We start from the raw sequence: 23,034 nt of genomic DNA on the forward strand, positions 1-23,034 counted from the left end.
CCGCTTTCGTCAACTCGGCCGGAAGGGCTCGGGCTGCGAGTACAGCACCTGAAGCGGCTCGGAGCGGCCTCGCACGGCGAGCGCTTCGGCGGGGCCCATCGCATCCGCAACGCCGGCCTGCTCGGCCGCGAACAGCGAGACGACCAGGCGCGATGCGGCCGTCTTCGAATGGTCCTGCAGGCGGCTCGCGGTGTTCACCACTTCGCCGATCGCGGTGAAGGTGGTGGTCTCCAGGTAGCCCACTTCACCGACTGCCGCGCGCCCGGCATGCAGGCCCATGCCGAACGCCAGGCGCTGCCCGAACTGCGCCTCGAAGCCTTCGCTCCATGCGTCCATGCGCTGGCCGATGAGTTCGGTCGCGTGCAGCGCCTGCCGGCATGCGGTGGGCAGATCGCATTCGAGCCCGAAGATCGCCATCACGCTGTCGCCGATGAACTGGTTGGGCACTCCGCCGCTCTCGCGCACGGCCGCGCCCACGGTGGCGAAATAGCGGTCGAGCACATAGGCCAGGTCGAAGGGCCACTGCCGCTCCGACAAGCCCGACCAGCGCCGCAGGTCGACAAAGAGGATCGCCACGTCGCGCTCGCGCCCGAAGCTGCCGACCGGCGCGGGCCGGCCCGCGTTGGGCAGCAGCGCGAACAGCGGCGTGACCTCGATGTCGCCGAGCGGGCGCAACTGGCAGGCCAGGCGCACGTCGGCCGGTGCGCGCACGCGCTCCAGCGTGCGTTGCTCGTCGCGGCCCGGCGCGACCATGTGTTCGGCAGGGCCGGCCACGCGCACGCGGCAGGTGGAGCAGCGCGCGCGGCCGCCGCAGATCGACACATGCGCGATGCCGTGCGAGCGGCTGGCTTCCAGCACGCTCCAGCCGCGCGGCACCTGCACCGTGCGGTCGGGGTAGCGCAGCGCGACGGACGGCTGGCGCGAGAGGCGCGCAAACCAGTGGCGCCCCCAGCGTGCCGCGAGCAGCGCGAGCAGCGCCAGCACATAGAGCCACTTGAGGCTCTGTTCGGCGTCGTTGAGCGCCTGCCCTTGCGCGGGCGTGGGCACTGGCACCGTCGGCACGCCGGTCCACTGGAACTCGCGCCCGATCGAGATGAAACCCATCGCCGCCGTGAACGGCAGCAACACTGCAATGGCCAGCAGCAGGGAAGAGAAGCGCCGGTACACCGGCTGCGCCCGCAGCGCGAAGTGCAGGCCGAGGCAGCCGTGGGTCCAGGCCGCGAGCATCAGGCCGAACTGCGCGGCCGCGCCCGGCAGGTTCCACAGCCCCCAGACTACGCGCACGTACGAGCCCTCGATGCCGTAGGCCTCGTAGGCGCCGCGTATGGCGGTCAGGTGGGTGGCGATGAGCAGCGGCAGCGCAAAGCCCAGCAGCACGCGCAGGGCCTCCAGCGGCGGCATGCGCAGCGTGCGCCGCTCCCACAGCGCGACCACGGCCAGCGCGAGGTGGGTGAGGGCGGCGCCGTAGAGCAGGGCCGTGCCGGGCAGCGTGTGCCAGAACTTCTGCGCCGTGCGCAACACGCCTTCGGCCAGCGCAAACGAATAGATGCCCAGCGAGTGGTTGAGCAGGTGAACCGTCACGTAGCCCATCAGCACCAGCCCGCTCACCCAGCGGAGATTGCGCCGTGTGGGCGGTCTCAGGGGAAAAGGCTGGGGAGGGGAACGTCTGTCCATGAACGGGTTCGAAGCGGCACCCGAGCATAATGCGCGCGCCTCAGGCGCCCCAATCGACCGGCATGGCCACCACAGACCCCACCCCCCGCTCCAGCCTCGCGCTGCGCCAGATCGCGCTGCTCGAAGGCCTCTCCGACCAGCGCCTGGACCTGCTGGCGCAGCAATGCCTGTGGCACAGCGTGGAGGCCGGCAAGCCGCTGCTGCTGCGCGCCGAGCAGCAGGGCGAGGTTTTCCTGCTGGTCTCGGGCCGGGTGCGGGTGACGACCTATTCGGCCAATGGCCGGCAGGTGACTTTTCGCGATTCGGAAGCCGGTGAGCACTTCGGCGACATCGCCGCCATCGACGGCGGCCCGCGTTCCGCCGACGTGGTGACGCTGGCGCCCAGCGTGGTCGCCAGCCTGGAGCGCCCGGCCTTCATGGCCCTGCTGCGCGACGAGCCGCTGGTGGCCGAGCGGGTGATGCAGCGACTGGCCTCGCTGGTGCGGCAGCTTTCGGAGCGGGTGATCGACCTGAGCACGCTGGGCGTGCAGAACCGGCTGCATGCCGAGCTGCTGCGCCTGGCGCGCGCCGCCGGCATCGAGGCCAATGAGTGCCGCCTGGAGCCTGCGCCCCGGCACGCGGCGCTGGCCAGCCAGATCAGCACCAACCGCGAGCAGGTGACCCGCGAGCTCAACGTGCTGGTGCGCAGCGGCGTGCTGCGCAAAGATGGCAAGGCGCTGCTGGTGGCCGACGCCGCGCGCCTCGAGCTGATGGTCTCGCAGGTGCGCGGTGACGCGGGCTGAGCCGGCAGATCAGTTCCAGCGGCCGTTGCTGCCGCCAATGCTGAAGCGCCCCGCGCCCAGCAGCACCACGGTCAGCGCGCCGAACAGGTACAGGCCCTGCAGTTCCAGTGCCCAGCCGCCTTGCTTGGTCATCGAGAACAGATCGGCCATGTGCACCAGGCCAATGGCCACGAGCATGTTGATGACGATCACGCCGGCGGCGGCGCGCGTCCACACGCCGGCGATCAGCAGCAGCGGCGCCACGATTTCGCCCACGAAGACCAGATAGGCCAGGCTGCCCGGCATGCCCGCCTTGGCCAGCATGCCGCCGATGAAGCCGACGCCGGCCGAGAGCTTGAAGATGCCGTGCAGCAGCACGAGCACGCCGATCGCCACGCGCAGCAGCAGCTTGCCTGCGTCGTCCAGCGCGGCGGGGGAGGGAGTGGCGAGCGACGGCGACGATGATGCAATCGGCGCGCGCGAAGTGCTGGTGGCGGTGTTCATGGCAGATCCTTGCGAACTGGAAAGAGGAAGGGTCCGCCACGGAATGCGGCGGTTGCGGTTCCAGTGTGCGGATCTGCCGGAATGCGGGATGTGCGTTTACGCACGTCTTTGAGCGAAAGGCGCCAACTGCATCAGCCGCTCGGGCCGTGGACCACACCCGTTCGGGCTGAGCTTGTCGAAGCCTTGCGCGGAGCACAGCCGTTCAAGCTGAGCTTGTCGAAGACTCGCGCGGACCACGGCCGTTCGGGCTGAGCTTGTCGAAGCCTTGCGCGGCGCTTCGACAAGCTCAGCGTGAACGGGTGGTCGGTTCAATGGGCGCCGAAGTGACTTGTCCACTTGCGCTCGTAGTCCATCTTTGCGAAATGCGCAGCCATGAAATCGATGAAGCTGCGCACCTTGGCCGACAGGTGCTTGCGGCTGGGGTACGCCAGGTTGATCGTCAGGTGCGGCAGGTCCCAGTCGTCCAGCGTGGGCACCAGTCGCCCGGCCACGATGTCTTCATAGACGATGTAGGTCGGCTGCACCAGGATGCCCATGCCGTCGAGCGCGGCGGCGCGCAGCACCTGGCCGTCGTTCGATTCGAGCAGGCCGCGGACCGACACGGTGTGCGTCTCGCCCTTGCGGGTGAAGCGCAGCTCGTTGGGGTTGTGGGCGTGGGTGTAGATGAGCAGCTTGTGCGCTTGCAGCTCGTCCAGCGTCTTCGGAAAACCGTGCTGTGCAAAGTAGCGGGGCGAAGCTGCCAAAAGGCGCCGCGTTTCGCCCAGGCGGCGGATCGTGACGTTCGAATCGGGCTCGAACTCGCGCGTGCGGATCGCCACGTCGATGTTGTTGTCGATCAGGTCTAAGTAGCGGTTGGCTGCCTCCACGTGCACCGTCACGCCCGGGTAGCACTGCGTGTACTCGCGCAGCAGCGGCGCGATGTGGTGGATGGAGAACGAGAGCGATGCCGTGATGCGCAGCGTGCCGGTCGGGTTGAGCGCGGTGGCATTCACCGTCGACTCGGCATCGGACAGGTCGGCCAGGATGCTGCGCGCACGGCCGCAGAACTCGCGGCCGGTGTCGGTGAGATACAGGCGCCGCGTGTTGCGCTCCACCAGCCGCGCGCCGAGCCGGGCTTCGAGCGCGCTCAGGTGACGGCTCGCGGCGGCGTTCGAGAGGCCCAGCGCCTCGGCCGCGCGGCTCAGGCTGCCGGCATCGGCAATCTGCACGAGCAGGGCGATTTCGGTCCAGCGGTCCATGGCGGGTGTCTCCGGGGCGGGGTGGCGGGTGCCGGCGGGTTGCGGGGGCGCTGATTCTATGGGCCGCCCCGCGTGCAGGGCTTGCGCGGGATGAAGCCCGATCCGCGACCGCGAACGTGAGCGCGAGCCCGAACAAAAAAAGAGGGGCCGTCGCCGGCCCCTCCCATTTTTCTTCGATGTCGCTTGCGCGGCCCGATCAGCCCAGCAGGCCGTGCAGGATGTTCGTCACCGGCGACACCGCGCCGCCGGTGCCTTGCTCGAGCAGGCTGGTGATGGGGGCCACGATTTCGTTCACCAGCGGGGTCACCGCATGTGCGACCGGTTCCACCACATCGGTCACGGGTGCGAGCGCCGAGCCTGCACCGGCCAGGATGTCGGTCACGGGCGCCGCCGCTTGCGTCACGCTGGACGCGATCGGCTCGATGGCTTCGACGACCGACGACACGGGCTCCAGGATGTTCGCGACCGGGCTGTCGCCGCCCAGCAAGCCGCCGAGCAGGTTGCCGACAAGGCCGTCCTGCCCGAGAACGCTGCCGAGCAGGCCGCCGTCGCCACCCAGCAGACCGCCTTCGCCGCCAAGCAGGCCGCCGACGATGCCGTCTTCGCCGAGCACGCCGCCGAGGAGACCGCCCTCTCCGCCGAGCAGGCCGCCGACGATGCCGTTCTCGCCGATCACACCGCCCAGGAGACCGCCTTCGCTGCCGAGCAGGCCGCCGACGATGCCGTCTTCGCCGAGCACACCGCCCAGGAGACCACCCTCGCCGCCGAGCAAGCCGCCGACGATGCCGTTCTCGCCGATCACACCGCCCAGGAGACCGCCTTCGCCGCCGAGCAGGCCGCCGACGATGCCGCCTTCGCCGAGCACGCCGCCCAGGAGACCACCTTCGCCGCCGAGCAGGCCGCCGACGATGCCGTTTTCGCCGATCACACCGCCCAGGAGACCACCTTCGCCGCCGAGCAGGCCGCCCAGGAGGCCACCTTCGCCACCCAGCACGCCGCCAAGCAGACCGCCGTCACCGCCGAGCAGGCCAGCCAGGGGGCCGTCGCTCAGCAGGTTGCCGACCGTGCCGTCGGGTCCGAGCAGGCTGTCCACCAGGCCGCCTTCGCCGAGCGCTGCGCCGGAGAGTCCTTCGCTGCCAAGCAAGCCGGCGAGCGCGCCGTCCCCGCCGAGCAATCCGCCAACGAGTCCATCATCGCCAAGCAGGCCGCCGACCAGACCGTCGTCACCCAGGACGCCGCCGAGCAGGCCGCCGTCGCCACCGAGCACGCCGCCCAGCAGGCCGTCGTCACCCAGGACGCCGCCAAGTAGGCCGCCTTCACCGCCGATCACACCACCCAGCAAGCCATCGTCACCCAGGACGCCGCCGAGCAGGCCGCCTTCACCGCCGAGCACACCGCCCAGCAGGCCATCGTCGCCCAGCACGCCGCCGAGAAGACCGCCTTCGCCGCCGAGCAAGCCGCCCAGCAGGCCATCGTCGCCCAGCACGCCGCCGAGAAGACCGCCTTCACCGCCGAGCAAGCCGCCCAGCAGGCCTTCGTCACCCAGCACGCCGCCGAGGAGACCACCTTCGCCGCCGAGCAAACCGCCCAGCAGACCTTCGTCACCGAGCACGCCCCCGAGGAGGCCGCCTTCACCGCCGAGCAAGCCACCCAGCAGGCCCTCGTCACCCAGCACGCCGCCAAGGAGACCACCTTCACCGCCGAGCAAACCGCCCAGCAAGCCGTCGTCACCCAGCAACTGCCCGACCAGGCCTTCGTCGCCGAGCAGGCCGCCCAGCAAGCCGTCCTCGCCCAACACGCCATCGAGCACCTGGCCGACCACACCGTCGGTGCCGATCAGGTCGTCCACCAGGCCGTCGACGCCCAGGCCGGTGGTGACGCCGCCGAGCAGGCCTTCGCTGCCGAGCACGTTTTCGAGGATGTTGCCGACCGCGTCGGTCAGGTAGTCGACCTGGCCGATCAGCGAACCGACCAGCGCATCCGTCAGTCCGTCGCCCAGCAGGCCGTCCACGACCGGGTTCAGGACGCCGCCCAGGTTGACGGCGATGTTCTCGACCGTGCTGTCCAACGGATCGAAGGCGTTCGGATCGTTGGATGTGAACTCGTTGCCCGCGATCGGCGACAGCACGTCGTCCACCAGGTCCGTGAGGCCATCGACCGCCGGCAGCACCGACGCCAGCGTGCCGGAGGAAGCCGCAAGACCGCGGGCATCGGCGGCGCCGTTCGAGCCGCCCAGCCCGAGGGCGTTGTCGATGGCGTCGATCAGATGGCCGGTGAGGCCGTCGGCCGGATCGAGCAGTTGGTCGCCATCGGCGTCTGCATCGGCATCGGCATCGGCGTCCGCATCAGCGTCTGCATCAGCGTCCGCATCGGCATCGGCATCGGCATCGGCATCGGCATCGGCATCGGCATCTGCGTCGGCGTCGGCGTCGGCGTCGGCGTCGGCGTCCGCATCTCCATCGGCATCCGCATCGGCGTCCGCGTCTGCATCCGCGTCGGCATCGCCCCCGTCTCCCACCAGCAGCGGAAAGCCGCTGCTGCCGCCGTCGCCGCCACCGCTGAGCGCGGCGCCCAGGCCGATCGCGCCCAGCGCGCCGAGCGCGAATTCACCCAGGCCGATGCCGCTGCCGGCGGCGGTCTTCTTGGTGACCGCGAGTGCGGCAGCATCCGCGTCGCTGTCGGGCGGCGTCACATCCAGGTTGCCGGAGGCGACGTCCACATTGACTTGTTCGAGGCCGCCTGCGAGCTTGGTCGAGCTGATGGTGGCGTCGGTGCCGCCCGCGAAGACGCCGGCCAGCGGCGCCTTGTTGGCTGCCGAGCCGGGGAAGAGCACGTTGGCGCTGCCGTCCTGCGGAACGATCACGCGGTCGCCCGCCATCAGCGACTGGCTGCCGTCCACTGGAATCCGCACGCCGTCGCGCACGACGACCGTGCCGGGCGTGGCGTTGGACAGCGTGCCCAGGCCCGCGGGCGCGGAAGGCGCCATCGTCGGGGCCGCACCCATGGGGGCGATCGGCGTGACGCTGGCCTGGGCCAGAACCACGGGGGCCGCGCCGTTGTCGGCGGCAGCCGTGCCCGAAGCGCTGGGGGATTGGGTGTTGATCATTGCGGCCTCCTCGAGGAATAGGTGGCCTGGAAGCGCAACATGCGTGCCGCCTTTGCGCCGATGCTTGGTTGCATGGCTTCGCGCGTTCTAACTTGTTGATTAAAAAGGGGTTTTTCGCAATTTCCGGTTTGGGGCCGGCAGGCCGGAGTGCGCTGCTTTCGCGATTCGTTACGTAACGCGGAACGTTTTTTTGCCGGAACGTCGGCTGCGTTTTGGGGGTAGGTGGATATGGCTGGCGGTGTGCCTGTATGCGTGCGCGTGGCTGCAATGCTCCAGCCCAGCCAGCAACCGTTCCGCTGAGCGGAAAAATCATTTGCACCCCGGCGCTTTCGGGTGCCTGCCCTCCGGCCTACAGTCCAAGCACCCCAAAGAACGACGACGGCAAGCCAAGGAGACAGCCACGATGCGCAACCTCAACCAGGACAACATCACCCAGGCCGTGCTCGCGCGCCTGGCCGACACGCCCGATGCGCGCCTGCACGAGATCATGACCAGCCTTGTGCAGCACCTGCATGCCTTCGCGCGCGAGGTGAAGCTCACCGAAGCCGAGTGGTTGCAGGGCATCCAGTACCTGACCGCCACCGGCCAGAAATGCGACGACAAGCGCCAGGAGTTCATCTTGCTGTCGGACGTGCTGGGCCTGTCGATGCTCACCATCGCGATGAACAACGACAAGCCCGCGGGCTGCACCGAGGCCACCGTGTTCGGTCCCTTCTATTTCGAGGGCGCGCCTGAGTACGCGCACGGCGACGACGTGGCCAACGGCGCCACGGGCGCGCCCTGCGACGTGTATGCCACTGTGCGCGGGCTGGACGGCGAACCGGTGGCCGGTGCCGTGGTCGATGTGTGGCAAGCCGACGAGGGCGGCCATTACGACGTGCAGCACGATGGCCTCGACCATTCCGAGAACCGCGGGCGCCTGCGCACCGCGGCCGACGGCTCGCTGCATTTCAGGAGCGTGTTGGCCGAGGCCTACCCGATCCCGGTCGACGGCCCCGTGGGCGATCTGCTGCGCGCCACCAGGCGCCATCCGTGGCGGCCTGCGCACCTGCATTTCAAGATCGAGGCGCCGGGCTATGAAAACCTCATCACCCACGTCTTCCGCGAGGGCGACAAATGGCTGGACTCCGACGCGGTGTTCGCGGTGCGCCAATCGCTGGTGGCGCCGTGGACGCAGCAGGACAACGGGCGGTGGCGGCTGGATTTCGATTTCGTGCTGAACCCGTTGAAGCAACCCGCCTGAACCCGGCAGGCGGGTGCGGCAAGCAAAGACGCGTCGGGAGCCTTCCTGCTACCCTCGACAAGCCCGCCGCCACGGTGGGCTTTTTTCTGCGCCCTCACACCCCATGGCCTTTCCCCTGATCACCGATCCGCACTTCTATGCGGTCGCCATTCCCGCCGTGCTGCTGCTCGGCATCAGCAAGAGCGGCTTCGGCGCCGGCTTCGGTTCGCTTGCGGTGCCGCTGATGGCGCTGGCGGTCACGGTGCCGCAGGCCGCGGCGATCCTCATGCCGCTGTTGCTGCTGATGGACGTGCTGGGCATCGCCGCGTTCCGGCGCGACTTCGATCGCACGCTGCTCAAGTTTCTGATCCCGTTCGGACTGATCGGCACGCTGGTGGGCACGCTGCTGTTTCGCGTGTTGTCGGCGCACACGGTGGCGGGCGTGGTCGGGGTGTTCACGCTGCTGTTCCTGGCGCAGCGGCTGGTGTTTCCGCCCAAGCCCGACGATCCATTGCCTTCGCGCGCGGTGGGCGCGGTGCTCACGGTGGTGTCGGGGTTCACCAGCTTCATCGCGCATGCCGGCGGGCCGCCGATCAATGCCTATGTGATTCCGCTCAAGCTCAAACCGGTGGTGTTCACGGCCACGATGGCCTACTTCTTCTTCGTGGTGAACCTGAGCAAATGGATTCCCTACGCGTGGCTGGGCCTCATCGACCTTCGCACGCTGGCCACTTCGGTGGTGCTGATGCCGCTTGCGCCGCTGGGCGTGTGGGTGGGCATCCGCATTGCCAGGCGCATCGATGCGACCTGGTTCTATCGCTTCGTGTACCTGGGCATGCTGCTGACTGGCCTGAAATTGGTCTACGACGGATTCATAGGCTGAGGCCGGCAGCAGGCCCGCCCCCTTCGTGAAACACCGAGGAACCGGCTCCGCCGGGCCTCAGGTGTTGCCCCCGGTAGGGGGGGGGAGAAGCGACACGAAGTGCGCGCAGCCTGGGGGCGAGCTCAAAACTCTACGATGGACTTGAAGCCGCCGAAGATCATGCGCTTCGCATCGAAGGGCATGGTCTTGGGGTCCATGGCCGCGATGCGCGGATCGGCCATGACCTTCTTGTTCACCGTGTCGCGGTGCTTGCGCGACTTGTAGACGATCCACGAGAAGGCCACGGTCTCGTCGGCCTTGAGCTTCACGCTCTGTGGAAACGAAGTGAGCTTGCCGGGCTTCACGTCGTCGGCGATGCACTCCACGTATTCGAGCGCGCCGTACTCCATCCAGACCTTGCCGGCCTTGCGCGCGATCTTGCGATACGCCTCGACGTTGTTCGTGGGAATGGCAACGATGAAGCCGTCTACATAGCGGGCCATGGGAGATCTCCTGAATGAAAGATGGAAACGTTGAAGGAAAAACAGCGGCGGCTGCATGGCGTCGTGCTCATCACGACGCCGATTCGCTCGCCGTCCTGCGGGGTGCCGCTTCTTCGTTGTTCTGCATTTGCGCCGGCGGTGCGGTGCGAAGCAGCAAGACCCCGATCAAACCCGCCAGCGCCGCGAACACGGCACCGACAAGAAACGCCAGGTTGTAGCCACCGGTGAGCGCGAGCGGCATCTGCGCGCCGGCCGCCTGCATGGCGCCGGTGCGTGCCGCCGCCGCGCTGGCCAGCACGGCCAGGCCGAGCGCGCCGCCCATCATGAAGGCGGTGTTGACCACGCCCGAGGCCAGGCCCGAATCGGCCGGATCGACCTCGCTCATGGCCGCCAGCAGCACCGGGTTGAACGCCATGCCCGCGCCCAGGCCGAGCAGCATCATCCCCGGCAGCACATCGACGACGAAGCTGCCGTTGACCGGCGCGCGCGCGAACAACGCCAGCCCGATGGCCGCGAGCCAGAGCCCCACCGCCAGCGGCCTGCGGATGCCGAAGCGCATCACCAGCCGGGCCGAGAGGCCGAGCGAGAACACCGCCATGATCACGTTGGCCGGCAGGAACGCCAGGCCGATCTGCATCGGCGTGTACTCGAGCACCAGCTGCATGTAGAGCGCCGAGATGAAGAACCACGCGAACATCGCCGCCGCCCACAGCACGCCCACCACATTGGCGACCGACACGCTGCGCAGGCGAAAGAGGCCCAGCGGCATCAGCGGATGCTGCACGCGCGCTTCGATGGCGATGAACGCCGCCAGCAGCACCACGGCGGCGCCCAGCAGGCCCAGCGTTTGCGCCGAGCCCCAGCCGGCCTCGTTGCCGTTGACCACGCCGTACACCGCGAGCATGAGCGACAGCGTGACCGTGACCGCGCCGGCCACGTCGAGCTTCTCGCCATGCGCCTGTCCGCGCGCATTCGGAAGCAGCGCCACGCAAAGCGCGTACACCGCCACGCCGATCGGCAGGTTGACCAGGAAGATCCAGTGCCAGCTCAGCGCGCCCGTGAGCAGGCCGCCCAGCAGCACGCCGATGCTGCCGCCGCCCGCGCACACGAAGCCGTACACGCCCATCGCCTTGGCGCGGTCGGCCGGTTCGGTGAACAGATTCATGATCAGCGAAAGCGACACGGCCGACACCACCGCGCCGCCCAGCCCCTGCACCGCGCGCGCGGCGATCAGCAGCACTTGCGAGTTGGCGATGCCGCAGGCCAGCGAGGCGAGGGTGAACAGCACCAGGCCGATCAGGAAGAGCTTGCGATGGCCGTACAGATCGCCGAGCCGGCCGCCCAGCAGCAGGAAGCCGCCGAAGGTCAGCATGTAGGCATTGACCACCCACACGAGCGAGGTCTCGGTGAAGCCGAGGTCGGCGCGGATCGAGGGCAATGCCACGTTCACGATCGTGGTGTCGAGCACGATCATCAGTACGCCGAGGCAGAGCACCATCAAGGCGAGCCAGCGCTTTCGGTTGTCGAGTGTTTCGGTCATGGGCGGTGGTTCATTCAGATCGCCGGGGAGGCGCTTGCTTTCTTTCTTCAAACGAGCGGTTTGCCGCCGTTGATGAGCCAGGGGGTGCCGAAGCGGTCGGTCACCATGCCGAAGCCTTCGACCCAGAAGGTCTTCTCATAGGGCATGGAGACGGTGCCGCCTTCCGCGAACGCATCGAACACGCGGCGCCCTTCGGCGACGGTGTCGAGCGTGAGTGCAACGCCGAAGCCCTTCATGCCTTCGTAGGGTTGGCCGGGCATGGTGTCGGAGGCCATGAGCATGCCGTCGCCGTAGGCGAGCGACGCATGCATGATCCGCTTCTTGACCTCGGCCGGCATCTGCTCGGTGTCGGGCGCTTCGCCGATGGTCATCATCATCTGGATGGTGCCGCCAAGCGTCTTTTCGTAGAAGCGCATGGCTTCCTGTGCATTGCCGTCGAAGGTGAGGTAGGCGTGGATGGGGGACATGAGATTTCCTTTGAGGTGGTTACTTTTCGGTGGCCGTCTTGAGGTTGGCAAGGCCTGCTTCGAAGTCCTTGCGGGCGGCAACGGGTTATTTGGCGGCGTCCACCACCAGCATCCAAGCCACGCCGAAGCGGTCGGCCAGCATGCCGAAGCTGCTGGTGAAGAAGGTGGGCGTGAGCGGCTGCATGACCTGGCCGCCATCGGCCAGTGCATCGAACCACTTGCGGGCGTCGGCGTCTGTAGGCGCGGTGATCGACAGCATGATTCCCTTGAACTCCGCCTTGCCGGAGCACTGGCCGTCGGAGAGCATGAGTTCGGTGTCGCCGACGCGCAGCACCGAATGCATCACCTTGTCGGGGCCGGGCGTGGCGCCGGGGCAACTGGCGTCGGTGTTGCCTTCGAACGCGTCGGCGGGCGCATCGCTGTAGCGCATGAGCTGGACGATTTCGGCGCCGAGCGCCTTCTTGTAGAAAGCGATCGCTTCGTCGCAACGGCCTTCGAAGGACAGGTAAGACTGGACTTTCATGGCGTTTCCTTTTTTGCTGCCAAGGTTTCAAAGAGGGCGCAGCGGCTTCTGCGCGAATACGATGGAACTACTTTGTGTACACCGTCCACAAAGAATAGCAGGGATAATGGACAGTGTCCACATGGAATTGAAATGAAGCTCAACAACGTCCCCGAGGGCCTGCCGCCCGCCCGCAGCACTTACCGCCATGGCGATCTGCGCCGCGCGCTGCTGGATGCGGGCATCGAGCTGGCGCGCGACGGCGGCCCGGACGCGGTGGTGCTGCGCGAGGCCACGCGGCGCGCGGGCGTGGTGCCCAACGCGGCTTACCGGCATTTCGGCAGCCGGCAGGAGCTGCTGCTGGCGGTGCGCGAGGCGGCGCTCTCGGCCGCGGCCAAGGCGATGGAATCGGAACTGGCGGTGCTTCATTTCGACCAGCCGCCCGCCGAATTTGCAAGGGCGCAGGTGCGCGCCATCGGCACGGCCTACCTGCGGTTCGCGCAGGCCGAGCCCGGGCTGTTTCGCACGGCGTTCGTGATGACCGAGGAGGGCCAGGGCGAAGTGGGCCCCGCGTCCGCGGGAGCGAGCGGCATGGGTCCGTTCCAGCTGCTGGGCGCGGCCCTCGACCGGCTGGTGGACGCCGGCGTGCTCGATGCGGCGCGGCGCCCGAACGCCGAGTACCTGGCATGGTCGGCGGTGCACGGGCTCGCGCTGCTCATCATCCAGGGGCCGCTGCGGGCGCTCGATGCGGAGGCCACCCATGTGCTGGGGCAGCGGCTGTGCGACATGGTGGAGCGGGGGCTCTAGCGGCGGCCCGCTCTTTCATGCCGAGTCGAACTCAAAAAACCGTTCACGCTGAGCCTGTCGAAGCGCTGCGCGAGGCTTCGACAGGTCCGGGCCGAACGGTTCTTCAGATCAGAGATAGATCTTCTGCAGCAGCTTGATCAGCGTCTCGCGCTCGCGCGTGCTCAGCTTGGCGCTGGCATCGGCCTCCAGCTGCACCACGGCCTGTTCGGCCTCGCGGACCAGGGTTTCGCCTTCGGGCGTGAGGTGCAGCCCCAGGGCGCGGCCGTCGTGCGGATGCGGCCGGCGCTCGATCAGGCCGCGGCTGTCCAGCGTGGCGACCAGGCTCACCAGGTTGGGCGGCAGGATGTCCAGCGTGTTGCACAGCTGCCGCGAGGTGGCGCCCGGGTTGTGCGCCAGCAGCGAGAGCACCGAAAAGTCGATCTGCTTGAGCCCGTAGGCGGCCATCCGCTCCGCGAAGAAGCCGCTGACGATCAGCCAGGCGCGGCGGGCGTTGTAGCCGACCAGCGCTTCGAGCACGCGGGCATCGAGCCGGTCAGGCCGGCCTGCGGCCGGTGCGGCGATTTCGGTTTTTGCGGGAGTTTTTTTGGGGGAGGCGGGCATGGCCGCTAGCGTAACCGGCCCTCGGCGGCCCCAAGCGCCTGGTTGGCGACACCGTTCCCTGATGAAGCCGTGTGCGCCAGGGCAACGCCCTCGCAGGCGCGCTTGACGATGCCCAGCCGCATCTCGAACTCGGGCAGCACCCAGCGCCGGAAGGCGGCCGCCGAACGCACCCGCCCGGCGTGGCCTGCAAACGCGACGTCGTCGGCCGCCTCGATGCGCGCCCAGGCCCAGGCCATCATCGTGAGCATCACCACCCGCAGGTAGTCGTCGGCCACTTCGTGCGGCAACACCGGGTTCGCATGGGCGGCCATCGCGATGGTGGTGCCCAGGTAGCGCAGCTGCGCGAGCCGGCGCTGCACGTCGGCATCGGCTTCTCGGGAGGCATCGAGCGTGTCGCGCAGTTCGAGCAGCACCGCCGACATGGCGGCGCCGCCATCGGGCAGCACCTTGCGCACCAACAGGTCGATGGCCTGGATCTCGTTGGTGCCCTCGTAGATCATGGTCACGCGCGCATCGCGCACGACCTGTTCGATGCCCCATTCGCGCACGTAGCCGTGGCCGCCGAACACCTGCAGGCATTCGCTCGCGCCATAAAACGCCTGCTGCGTGCAGGCCGCCTTGAGCACCGGCGTGACCAGCGAGCACCAGCGCTGCGCGCGCTCGCGTGCCTTGGGGTCGGCGTCGTACGCGGCCACGTCGAGCATCAGCGCGCTGCGGTAGGCGAGGGTGCGCGCACCCTCGATCCAGGCGCGCTGCGTGTCGAGGATGCGGCGGATGGCGGGATGCTCGGCGATCAGGTCGGCCGGCTCGTTGCCGCGGCTCGCGGGCACGGCGCCGGGCGCGCGCATCTGGCGGCGCTCGGCCGCATAGGCGTCGGCCTTCTGCCAGGCGGCGTCGAGCAGGCCGATGCCCTGCAACGCCACGTGCAGGCGCGCCGAATTCATCATCACGAACATCGCAGCCAGGCCTCGGCCCGCTTCGCCGACCAGCCAGCCGGTGGCCTCGTCGAAGCGCATCGAGCACGTGGGGCTGCCGTGCAGGCCCATCTTTTCCTCGATGCGTTCGCAGTGCACTGCGTTGCGCGCGCCACCCTGCAGCAGCTTGGGCACGAGCACCAGCGACAGCCCCTTGGGTCCGGCCGGCGCATCGGGCAGGCGGCACAGCACCAGGTGCACGATGTTCGGCGTCAGGTCGTGCTCGCCGCCCGAGATGAAGATCTTGCTGCCGCTCACGCGCAGGCTGCCGTCGGCCTGCGGCACGGCGCGCGTGCGCACCTGGCCCAGGTCGCTGCCTGCGTGCGCTTCGGTCAGGCACATGGTGGCGAGCCATTCGCCGGTTGCGATCTTCTTCAGATAGCGACTCTTGAGTTCGTCGCTGCCGTGGTGCTTGAGGCAGGCATAGGCGCCGTGCAGCAGCCCCGGCGCCATGGTGAGTCCGTGGTTCGCGGCGCTGAGCCATTCGTAGAGCACGGCTTCGAGCACCGAGGGCAGGCCCTGGCCGCCGTCTTCCGTCGCGGCCGAGAGCGCGGGCCAGCCGCCATCCACGAAGGCCTGGTAGGCCGGAGCAAACCCTGGCGGAGAGACGACCTCGCCGTTGTCGAAACGGCAGCCGACCTCGTCGCCCTGCCGGTTGATCGGCGCCACCACTTCGCCGACGAAGCGTGCGGCTTCTTCGAGCACCTGCGACTGCAGCGCCTCGTCGACCTCGGCGAAGGGCGCGAGCCCCTGCAGTCGCGCGGGCGCGCCGAGCACCGCGTTCAGGAGAAAACGAACGTCTTCGGGGCGGGGCTTGTAATCCATCGGCCGCTTCAGGATTCGGCGGTGAAGCCGATCTTCTTGACCAGCGGACCCCAGCGCTCGTACTCGGACTGCAGCGACTTCTTCATCTCCTCGGGCGTCGAGCCATGGGCGATGAGTCCGACCGACAGCAGGCCGTCGGCCACGGCCTTGTCCTTGAGCGCGGCTTGGATCGCGGTGCTCGCGGCGGTGATGACGGGCGCGGGCGTTTTCGCCGGTGCGAAGAAGCCGAACCATTCGTCGGCCACGATCTCCGGAAAACCCTGCTCGGTGAACGTGGGCACGTCGGGCAGGTAGGCCGGGCGCTGCGCGCCCGAGGTGGCGAGCACGCGCAGCTTGCCGGCCTTGGCGAATGGCAGGCAGTCGCCGGCAGGCGTCATGCACGAGGCGATCTGGCCGCCCACCACGTCGTTGATGCCGGGCAGCGAACCGCGGTAGGGCACGTGGCGCAGGTCGGCGCCGGTGCTCAGGCCGAGCAGCGCGCCCAGGAAGTGCGGCGTGGAGCCCGCGCCCGGCGAGGCGTAGCTGGCCTGGCCGGGATTGGCCTTGGCCCAGGCGATGTAGTCCTTGAGCGTCTTCACGCTGGCCGGAACCATGGGGCCGACGGCCAGGCCGTGCGTCATCACGGCGCCGATGGAGATCGGGGCGAAATCCGCAATGGTGTAGGCCAGCTTGGTGTAGATGTGCGGATAGGTCGACAGCGCCGAGGCCTGCGCAAGACACAGCACCGAGCCGTCGGCCGGCGAGGTCTTGAGCGTGTCCAGCGCGATGCGCCCGCCCGCGCCGGGCTTGTTCTCGACCACCGGGTTCGTCTGCGTGAAGGGCGTGTTGCCCACCTTGTCGGCCACGCGGCGCGCCACGCTGTCCCCCGCGCTGCCGGCCGGGAAGCCGTAGTAGATCTTTACCTGTTGCTGCACCAGCTGCGCGAGCGCGGCGAGGGGGTGCAAGGCGCCGATGGCGGCTGTGCCGCCGAGCATGTTCACGAACTGACGTCGGGTGGTCATGGTCTTGTCTCCTGTCTTAGAAAAATGGTGGGCAATGCGGCCGCCGCCGGGCCGCCCCAAGGCGAGCCGCGCCTCCCCCGTGGGGGGTGGCGAATGACACGCCGCGACGCGGCGTGCAAAGCCGGGGGGCCGTCATGTCTAGCGCGGCGCCATGCGCAGGGCGCCGTCCAGGCGAATGACTTCGCCGTTGAGGTGGCCGTTGGTCACGATGTGGCAGGCCAGCTCGGCGAATTCCGAAGGCTTGCCCAGACGCGGCGGAAACGGGATCGAGGCGGCCAGCGAGTGCTGCACGGCTTCGGGCAGCTCCAGCAGCAGCGGTGTGGCGAAGAGGCCCGGCGCGACGGTGCACACGCGGATGGCGTGCTGGGCGAGGTCGCGCGCCATCGGCAGCGTCATGCCGACGAGGCCGCCCTTGGAGGCGCTGTAGGCCTGCTGGCCTACCTGGCCGTCGAAGGCGGCGACCGAGGCGGTGAAGAGCATCACGCCCTTCTCGCCGTTGTCCAGGGCGTCGAGCTTGGCGCAGCGCGCGGCGAAAAGGCGCGCCATGTTGTAGCCGCCGATCAGGTTGATGTTGACCACGCGCACGAAGTCTTCGAGCGGCGCGGGGTTGCCGTCCTTGCCCACGATGCGCTTGGCGCTGCCGATGCCGGCCACGTTCATCAGGATGCGTGCGGGGCCGTGGGCCGCGGCGGACTTGTCGAGCGCGGCATTCACGCTGTCGGTGTCGGTGATGTCGCAGGTGCACGCGACGCCGCCAATTTCGGCGGCTACCTTTTCGGCAAGTTCGGCGTTGCGGTCCAGCACGGCGACCTTGGCGCCCAGGCGCGCGAGTTCGCGCGCGGTGGCCTCGCCCAGGCCCGATGCACCGCCGGTGACGAGTGCGGCTTGTCCTTCGATCTTCATGTGTGTTGTCTCCTGGAATGTGTGGCGTGGACTAACGGGGCACGAGGGTGAAGGGGAGGGTGCCGTCGTGCATCGCCTCGGCGAGCGCCGCGCGGTGCTTGAGCACGGCGCGCTGGTTGACCGAGCCCTTGTCGGTCACCTCGCCCTTGTCGATGGAAGGCGGCTCGGCCATCAGGTGCAGGCGCGCGATGCGGTTGGCGCTGCCGGTGCCCATGGCGGCCAGCTCGTTGGCCACCTGCTGGAAGTGCGCCTGCACCGGCGCGCTTTCGAGCACCTGCTGCATCGTGGCGTCTGCGCCCAGGCCCGAAAGCTGCCGCACCTTCTGCGTAGGGAAGATCAGCGCGCCGACTTCCTTCAGGTTGATGCCGGTGAGCACCGCGTCCTGCACATACGGCGCGCCGGCCGCGATGATCTTCGCGCGCAGCGGGCCCACGCTCACAAAGGTGCCGGTGGCGAGCTTGAAGTCTTCCGCGATGCGGCCGTCGAAGCGCAGGCCACGGTGGATGTTGTCTTCGTCGATCCACTTCACGGCGTCGCCGGTCGAGAAGAAGCCTTCTTCGTCGAAGGCTTCGGCCGTGGCGTCGGGCGCGCGCCAGTAGCCGGGCGTGATGTTGGGGCCGCGATAGCGCACCTCGGTCTTGCCGTCGACATCGATCAGCTTGATCTCGATGCCCGCGGCGGGCAGGCCGATGTCGCCCGACTTCACTTCGGGGCCGGTGACGTAGAGCGCGAACGGGCCCGACTCGGTCATGCCCAGTCCCGTGCCCATCACGATGCGCTCGCCGACCTCGGCCTCCTGCGTCTTGTGCAGGCTGTCCCACACGGGCTGCGAGAGCGCGGCGCCAGAGTAGAAGAACATCTTCACGCGCGACAGCAGGTTGCGGCGCAGCACCGCATCGGTTTCCATCGCCTGCGCGATGGCCTCGAAGCCGGTGGGCACGTTGAAGTAGATGGTGGGCGCGATCTCGCGCAGGTTGCGCAGCGTCTCGGCCATGCCGGCGGGCGTGGGCTTGCCGTCGTCGATGTAGAGCGTGCCGCCGTTGTCCAGCACGATGCCCACGTTGTGGTTGCCGCCGAAGGTGTGGTTCCAGGGCAGCCAGTCGACCAGCACCGGCGGCTCGTCGCCGAGTGCGGGAATGGACTGGCGCAGCTGCTGCTGGTTGGCGCACCACATGCGGTGCGTGTTGATCACCGCCTTGGGCATCTTGGTGGAGCCCGAGGTGAAGAGGAACTTGGTGATGGTGTCGGGGCCGGTGGCTTGCATGGCCGCGTCGATGGCCGGTGTCGCGGGCGTGGAGGCGAGCACGTCGAAGCGGGTGGCGGCACGGCCCTGGAGCGCGCCCTCTGCGAGCACGACCTCGGTGCCGGCCGGCACCACCGCCTCGATGGCGCGGCCGTAGCGCTCGGCGTCGGCGGCGAAAACCAGGCCGGGCGTGAGGGTGTCCAGCACGTGGCGCAGCTTTTCGAAGTCCTGGCTCACGATCGAATAGGGCGGCGACACCGGGCAGTAAGGCACGCCGGCGTAGAGGCAGCCCAGGGCGAGCAGCGCGTGTTCGATGCCGTTCTCGCTGAGGATGGCCACGGGGCGGTCTGCGTCGAGGCCCCGCTCGAGCAGCGCCTGTCCGATACCGCGTGCCTCCTCAAGTGCTTGCGCATATGACACGCGCAGCCAGTCGCCGGTGCTGCCGTCGGCCAGCCGTTCGCGGCGGGCGATGAAGGTGCGCTCGGGCGCATGTTCGGCCCAGTGCGCGAGGCGGTCGGTCATGCGGTCGCGGTAGGCGCCCAGCTGCGTCTCGGCCTGCAGGTACTGCGTGCCCGGCGCGCCGTCGCGCAGCACGGCGCGGGTCACGCCGAAGGCGAGCGGGCGGTAGCGGATTGCGGCGGTCATTTGGAAGTCTCCCCCATGCCTTCGGGCGGCCGTGCGGCGCTCATCCCTTGCTCACCTTCGCGCCGCGGCCTTCGAGGAAATCGCGCACGCGCGCCTTCGCCTCGGGCGCGGCCTGCACGATGCCTGACATCAGCGCCTCGGTGAAGAAGCCGTGGTCGGCCGACTGCTCGGCGATGCGCGGCAGCGCGTGCATCAGCGCGTAGTTGGTGAGCGGCGCGTTGGTGGCGATGCGCTTGGCAAGCTCCAGGGCCTTGTCGAAGGCCGTGCCCTCGTCGACCAGGTACTGCGCGAAGTTGGCGCGTTCGCCGTCTTCGGCGTTGTAGACGCGGCCGGTCATCATCATGTCGGTCATGCGGGCCACGCCGATCAGCTTGGGGATGCGCACCGAGCCGCCGCCGCCCACGAAGATGCCGCGCGAGCCTTCGGGCAGCGCATAGAAGGTGGAGCGGTCGGCCACACGGATGTGGCAGGCGCTGGCCAGTTCGAGGCCGCCGCCGACCACCGCGCCGTGCAGCGCCGCGACCACCGGCACCGGGCCGTGCTGGATCAGGTCGAGCGCGGCATGCCACAGGCGCGAGTGCTGCATGCCCTGGCCGGCGTCGCGCTCTTTCAGCTCACTGAGGTCCAGGCCCGCGCAGAAGTGCGGGCCTTCGCCGTCGAGCACCGCGGCGCGCACGGTGGAGGGGAGCTTCTCGAAAGTGTCGCGCAGCGCGAGGATCAGGCCGTCCGACAGCGCATTGCGTTTGGCGCCGCGCGCGAGGCGAACGATGGCGACGTCGTCGCGAATGTCGATGTGGAGGTCGGGATTGGTCATGATTGCGTTCGTGTGTGAGTTGGATTATGGTTATGATAAATAATCAATTCAAGGCATTTGAGAGCCCGGAATCCTAGGGACTTACCCGTACTGGAGACAACGACATGGACCACAAGAACCTGATCGCCATCGACATCCACACCCACGCCGAAGTGAGCTGCTGGAACCCGTTCGACAACTACGGCGAGGAATACGACCGCGCCGCTGACAAGTACTTCGGCTCCAGCGGCCGGCCCACCATTGCCGAGAGCGTGGCGTACTACCGCGAGCGAAAGATCGGCCTGGTGATGTTCATGGTCGATGCCGAATCGAACATGGGCCGCCGCCGCATCCCGAACGAGGAAATCGCGGAACACGCGAAGAACAACAGCGACATGATGATTGCCTTCGGCAGCGTCGATCCGCACAAGGGAAAGATGGGCGCGCGCGAGGCACGCCGGCTCATCGAGGAGCACGGCGTGAAGGGCTTCAAGTTTCACCCGACGGTGCAGGGCTACCACCCCTACGACAGGATGGCCTGGCCGATCTACGAGGTGATCGCCGAATACGGCCTGCCGGCCATCTTCCACACCGGCCACAGCGGCATCGGCTCGGGCATGCGCTGCGGCGGGGGCCTCAGGCTGGAGTACAGCAACCCGATGCACCTGGACGACGTGGCCATCGACTTCCCCGACATGCAGATCGTGATGGCCCACCCCAGCTTCCCGTGGCAGGACGAGGCGCTGAGCGTGGCCACGCACAAGCCCAACGTGTGGATCGACCTCTCGGGCTGGAGCCCCAAGTACTTTCCGAAGCAGTTGGTGCAGTACGCCAACACGCTGCTGAAAGACCGCATCCTGTTCGGCAGCGACTACCCGCTGATCACGCCCGACCGCTGGATGAAGGACTTCGAGGCGGCCGGGTTCAAGCCCGAGGTGATGCCGGGCATCCTGAAGGGCAACGCGGTGCGCTTGCTGAAGCTGGAAGGCTGACGAAGAGAAGAAGGCGGCGGGCTACGAGTCCGCTTCTTCCTTCTCGTCGATCCGGTCCCAATCGCGCCCCGAACGGCGCTGCCGCTCTTCGCGCTCGCGCGCCATCTGTTCCTCGAACTGCTGGCGGCCCGCCTTGTTCGCTGCGATCAGCTTGGCGCGGTCCTTGTAGTGCGGATAGATCTCGTCGCTGAGCGCGATGTTCCGGCGGCGGAATCTCATGGCCGATTCGCGCGCCTCGTGTGCCGGCCAGCCCAGCGCTTCGAGCGTGGCGCGGGCGCTGCGCAGCGACGACTCGAACACCTCGCGCTCCACATCGGTCACGCCGCGGTCGCGCAGCTGGAAAAGGTGCGTCACGTTGCGCGCCCGCGCGATGATGCGGGCCTGCGGAAAGTTCTCCTTCACGAGGTCGACGATGTCGAGCGACTGCTCGATGTCGTCCACCGCCACCACGATGGCTTTGGCCGAGCCGGCACCGGCGGTGCGGAGCAGGTCGAGCCGCGTCGCGTCGCCGTAGAACACGCGAAAGCCGAACTGGCGCAGGCCCTCGACGGTGTCGGCGTCGTGGTCGAGCACCGTCACGCGCAGGCCCTGCGACATCAGCATGCGGCCGACGATCTGGCCGTAGCGGCCGAAGCCGCAGATCAGCACCTTGGCGTCCTGCTGCTCCGAAATTTCTTCCAGCTGCGGGCCGCCGGAACGGCTGTAGCGTGGCAGCACGAACTTGTCGAGCAACACCAGCAGCAGCGGCGACAGCAACATCGACAGCGCCACCGCGCCGATCAGCAGCGACGTGATCTCCGGCGGCAGCACATCGGGCCCCGCGGCCTGGAACACCACGAACGCGAACTCGCCGCCCTGCGCGAGCAGCAGGGTGAACACCGGCCGCTCCTGGTAGGCCAGGCCCATCGCCTTGGCGAGCGCGTAGATCACCACCAGCTTGATGACCATGAAGCCCGTCACCAGCGCGGCCATCAGCCAGGGGCTTGCAATCAGCACGCCGAAGTTGATCGACATGCCCACCGCAATGAAGAACAGGCCGAGCAGCAAGCCCTTGAAGGGTTCGATGTCGGTTTCCAGTTCGCGCCGGTATTCGCTTTCCGCCAGCAGCACACCGGCGAGAAAAGCGCCCAGCGCCATCGACAGGCCCACCACCTGCATCAGCGCCGCGATGGCCACCACCAGCAGCAGTGCGGCGGCGGTGAAGATTTCGGGCGTGTTGCTGCGCGCGATCCAGCGCAGCAGCGGCCGCAGCAGCAGCCGGCCGCCCAGGATGATGCCGGCGATCACGCCGACGATCTTGAGCGCTTCGAGCGCGCGGTCGAATCCGCCGAGCGAGTGCTCGGCCGCACTGGCGCCGGCCAGGAGCGGCAGCAGCGCCAGGATGGGAATCGCCGCCACGTCCTGGAACAGCAGAATCGAGAAGCCAGCCTGGCCGCTCGGCGTCTTGAGCAGGTTGCGCTCGCCGAACACCTGCAGCGCGATCGCGGTCGACGACAGCGCCAGGCCGAGAGAGGCCACCAGCGCCACGCGCCATTCCGCGCCCAAGGCGCAGCCGGCGGCGAAGAGCACGGCGGCGCAACTGAGCACCTGCGCCGCGCCCCAGCCGAAGATGGGCCGGCGCAGGTTCCACAGGCGCCTGGGTTCGAGTTCGAGGCCGACGAGAAACAGCATCAGCACCACGCCGAACTCGGCGAAATGCAGCACGTCTTCGACGCTCGACACCAGGCCCAGGCCCCAGGGGCCGATGGCGATGCCGGCCACCAGGTAGCCGATGATCGAGCCGAGCCCGAGGAATTTCGACAGCGGCACCACCAGCACGGCGGCGCCCAGGTAGATCAGGCTGCTGGTCAGCCAGGCGGGTGCGTGTTCCAT

At 68.5% G+C, this 23,034-nt stretch carries 20 protein-coding genes; 5 read left to right on the forward strand and 15 right to left on the reverse strand.

Going from position 1 to position 23,034, the window contains the following annotated elements; genetic code table 11:
* Positions 1-9: 9 nt before the first annotated feature.
* A complete protein-coding gene (locus ABIC90_RS22020) occupies positions 10-1,674 on the reverse strand; it encodes an adenylate/guanylate cyclase domain-containing protein (protein ID WP_354357859.1) in 1,665 nt (554 codons plus the stop codon).
* Between the two features lie 62 nt (positions 1,675-1,736).
* On the opposite strand from ABIC90_RS22020, the gene ABIC90_RS22025 reads away from it, so the two are divergent.
* Positions 1,737-2,456 (forward strand): Crp/Fnr family transcriptional regulator, encoded by a 720-nt coding sequence (locus ABIC90_RS22025; RefSeq protein ID WP_354357861.1) that lies wholly within the window; start codon positions 1,737-1,739, stop codon positions 2,454-2,456.
* A 9-nt stretch (positions 2,457-2,465) separates the two neighbouring features.
* Here the strand turns inward: ABIC90_RS22025 and ABIC90_RS22030 are convergent, their stop codons facing one another.
* From ABIC90_RS22030 to ABIC90_RS22040, 3 genes are all read right to left on the reverse strand, one after another.
* Positions 2,466-2,939 (reverse strand): DoxX family protein, encoded by a 474-nt coding sequence (locus ABIC90_RS22030; protein WP_354357863.1) that lies wholly within the window; start codon positions 2,937-2,939, stop codon positions 2,466-2,468.
* Positions 2,940-3,247: 308 nt separating this feature from the next.
* Positions 3,248-4,177, reverse strand: coding sequence for a LysR family transcriptional regulator (locus ABIC90_RS22035; protein WP_354357865.1), 930 nt, complete (start codon positions 4,175-4,177; stop codon positions 3,248-3,250).
* 196 nt (positions 4,178-4,373) lie between these two features.
* Positions 4,374-7,283, reverse strand: coding sequence for a hypothetical protein (locus ABIC90_RS22040; protein WP_354357867.1), 2,910 nt, complete (start codon positions 7,281-7,283; stop codon positions 4,374-4,376).
* A gap of 403 nt (positions 7,284-7,686) precedes the next feature.
* On the opposite strand from ABIC90_RS22040, the gene ABIC90_RS22045 reads away from it, so the two are divergent.
* On the forward strand, positions 7,687-8,526 hold the full coding sequence (locus tag ABIC90_RS22045) for an intradiol ring-cleavage dioxygenase (protein ID WP_354357869.1): 840 nt from the start codon (positions 7,687-7,689) through the stop codon (positions 8,524-8,526).
* Between the two features lie 103 nt (positions 8,527-8,629).
* A complete protein-coding gene (locus ABIC90_RS22050; protein ID WP_354357871.1) occupies positions 8,630-9,388 on the forward strand; it encodes a sulfite exporter TauE/SafE family protein in 759 nt (252 codons plus the stop codon).
* Positions 9,389-9,510: 122 nt separating this feature from the next.
* On the opposite strand, the gene ABIC90_RS22055 is transcribed toward ABIC90_RS22050, so the two are convergent.
* The 4 genes from ABIC90_RS22055 to ABIC90_RS22070 form a co-directional block, all read right to left on the reverse strand.
* A complete protein-coding gene (locus tag ABIC90_RS22055; protein ID WP_354357873.1) occupies positions 9,511-9,870 on the reverse strand; it encodes a DUF1428 domain-containing protein in 360 nt (119 codons plus the stop codon).
* A 70-nt stretch (positions 9,871-9,940) separates the two neighbouring features.
* A complete protein-coding gene (locus ABIC90_RS22060; protein ID WP_354357875.1) occupies positions 9,941-11,410 on the reverse strand; it encodes a DHA2 family efflux MFS transporter permease subunit in 1,470 nt (489 codons plus the stop codon).
* Positions 11,411-11,457: 47 nt separating this feature from the next.
* Complete coding sequence (locus ABIC90_RS22065) at positions 11,458-11,877, reverse strand: VOC family protein (RefSeq protein WP_354357877.1); 420 nt, start codon at positions 11,875-11,877, stop codon at positions 11,458-11,460.
* 85 nt (positions 11,878-11,962) lie between these two features.
* Positions 11,963-12,400, reverse strand: coding sequence for a VOC family protein (locus ABIC90_RS22070; RefSeq protein ID WP_354357879.1), 438 nt, complete (start codon positions 12,398-12,400; stop codon positions 11,963-11,965).
* A gap of 132 nt (positions 12,401-12,532) precedes the next feature.
* Between ABIC90_RS22070 and ABIC90_RS22075 the strand changes: the two genes are divergently transcribed.
* Positions 12,533-13,186, forward strand: a complete 654-nt coding sequence (locus ABIC90_RS22075; RefSeq protein WP_354357881.1) for a TetR/AcrR family transcriptional regulator — start codon at positions 12,533-12,535, stop codon at positions 13,184-13,186.
* 108 nt (positions 13,187-13,294) lie between these two features.
* On the opposite strand, the gene ABIC90_RS22080 is transcribed toward ABIC90_RS22075, so the two are convergent.
* The 6 genes from ABIC90_RS22080 to ABIC90_RS22105 all read right to left on the reverse strand — a co-directional run bounded on the left by ABIC90_RS22080 (position 13,295) and on the right by ABIC90_RS22105 (position 20,191).
* Entirely contained in the window at positions 13,295-13,786 is a 492-nt protein-coding gene (locus ABIC90_RS22080) for a MarR family winged helix-turn-helix transcriptional regulator (RefSeq protein WP_354357883.1), read from the reverse strand.
* A gap of 5 nt (positions 13,787-13,791) precedes the next feature.
* On the reverse strand, positions 13,792-15,585 hold the full coding sequence (locus ABIC90_RS22085; RefSeq protein WP_354357885.1) for an acyl-CoA dehydrogenase family protein: 1,794 nt from the start codon (positions 15,583-15,585) through the stop codon (positions 13,792-13,794).
* Positions 15,586-15,593: 8 nt separating this feature from the next.
* Complete coding sequence (locus ABIC90_RS22090; protein ID WP_354357887.1) at positions 15,594-16,586, reverse strand: Bug family tripartite tricarboxylate transporter substrate binding protein; 993 nt, start codon at positions 16,584-16,586, stop codon at positions 15,594-15,596.
* Positions 16,587-16,724: 138 nt separating this feature from the next.
* Complete coding sequence (locus ABIC90_RS22095; RefSeq protein WP_354357889.1) at positions 16,725-17,489, reverse strand: SDR family NAD(P)-dependent oxidoreductase; 765 nt, start codon at positions 17,487-17,489, stop codon at positions 16,725-16,727.
* A 31-nt stretch (positions 17,490-17,520) separates the two neighbouring features.
* Positions 17,521-19,377, reverse strand: coding sequence for a feruloyl-CoA synthase (locus ABIC90_RS22100; protein ID WP_354357891.1), 1,857 nt, complete (start codon positions 19,375-19,377; stop codon positions 17,521-17,523).
* A gap of 40 nt (positions 19,378-19,417) precedes the next feature.
* Entirely contained in the window at positions 19,418-20,191 is a 774-nt protein-coding gene (locus tag ABIC90_RS22105; RefSeq protein ID WP_354357893.1) for a crotonase/enoyl-CoA hydratase family protein, read from the reverse strand.
* Positions 20,192-20,295: 104 nt separating this feature from the next.
* Between ABIC90_RS22105 and ABIC90_RS22110 the strand changes: the two genes are divergently transcribed.
* The gene (locus tag ABIC90_RS22110) at positions 20,296-21,162 is read left to right on the forward strand and encodes an amidohydrolase family protein (RefSeq protein ID WP_280810959.1); all 867 of its coding nucleotides are present in this window, start codon (positions 20,296-20,298) and stop codon (positions 21,160-21,162) included.
* Positions 21,163-21,183: 21 nt separating this feature from the next.
* Here the strand turns inward: ABIC90_RS22110 and kefC are convergent, their stop codons facing one another.
* On the reverse strand, positions 21,184-23,034 hold the full coding sequence (gene kefC / locus ABIC90_RS22115) for a glutathione-regulated potassium-efflux system protein KefC (RefSeq protein WP_354357895.1): 1,851 nt from the start codon (positions 23,032-23,034) through the stop codon (positions 21,184-21,186).

This window comes from Variovorax boronicumulans, from assembly GCF_040544675.1.
In the GTDB taxonomy this organism is placed as follows: Bacteria; Pseudomonadota; Gammaproteobacteria; order Burkholderiales; family Burkholderiaceae_C; genus Variovorax; species Variovorax boronicumulans_D.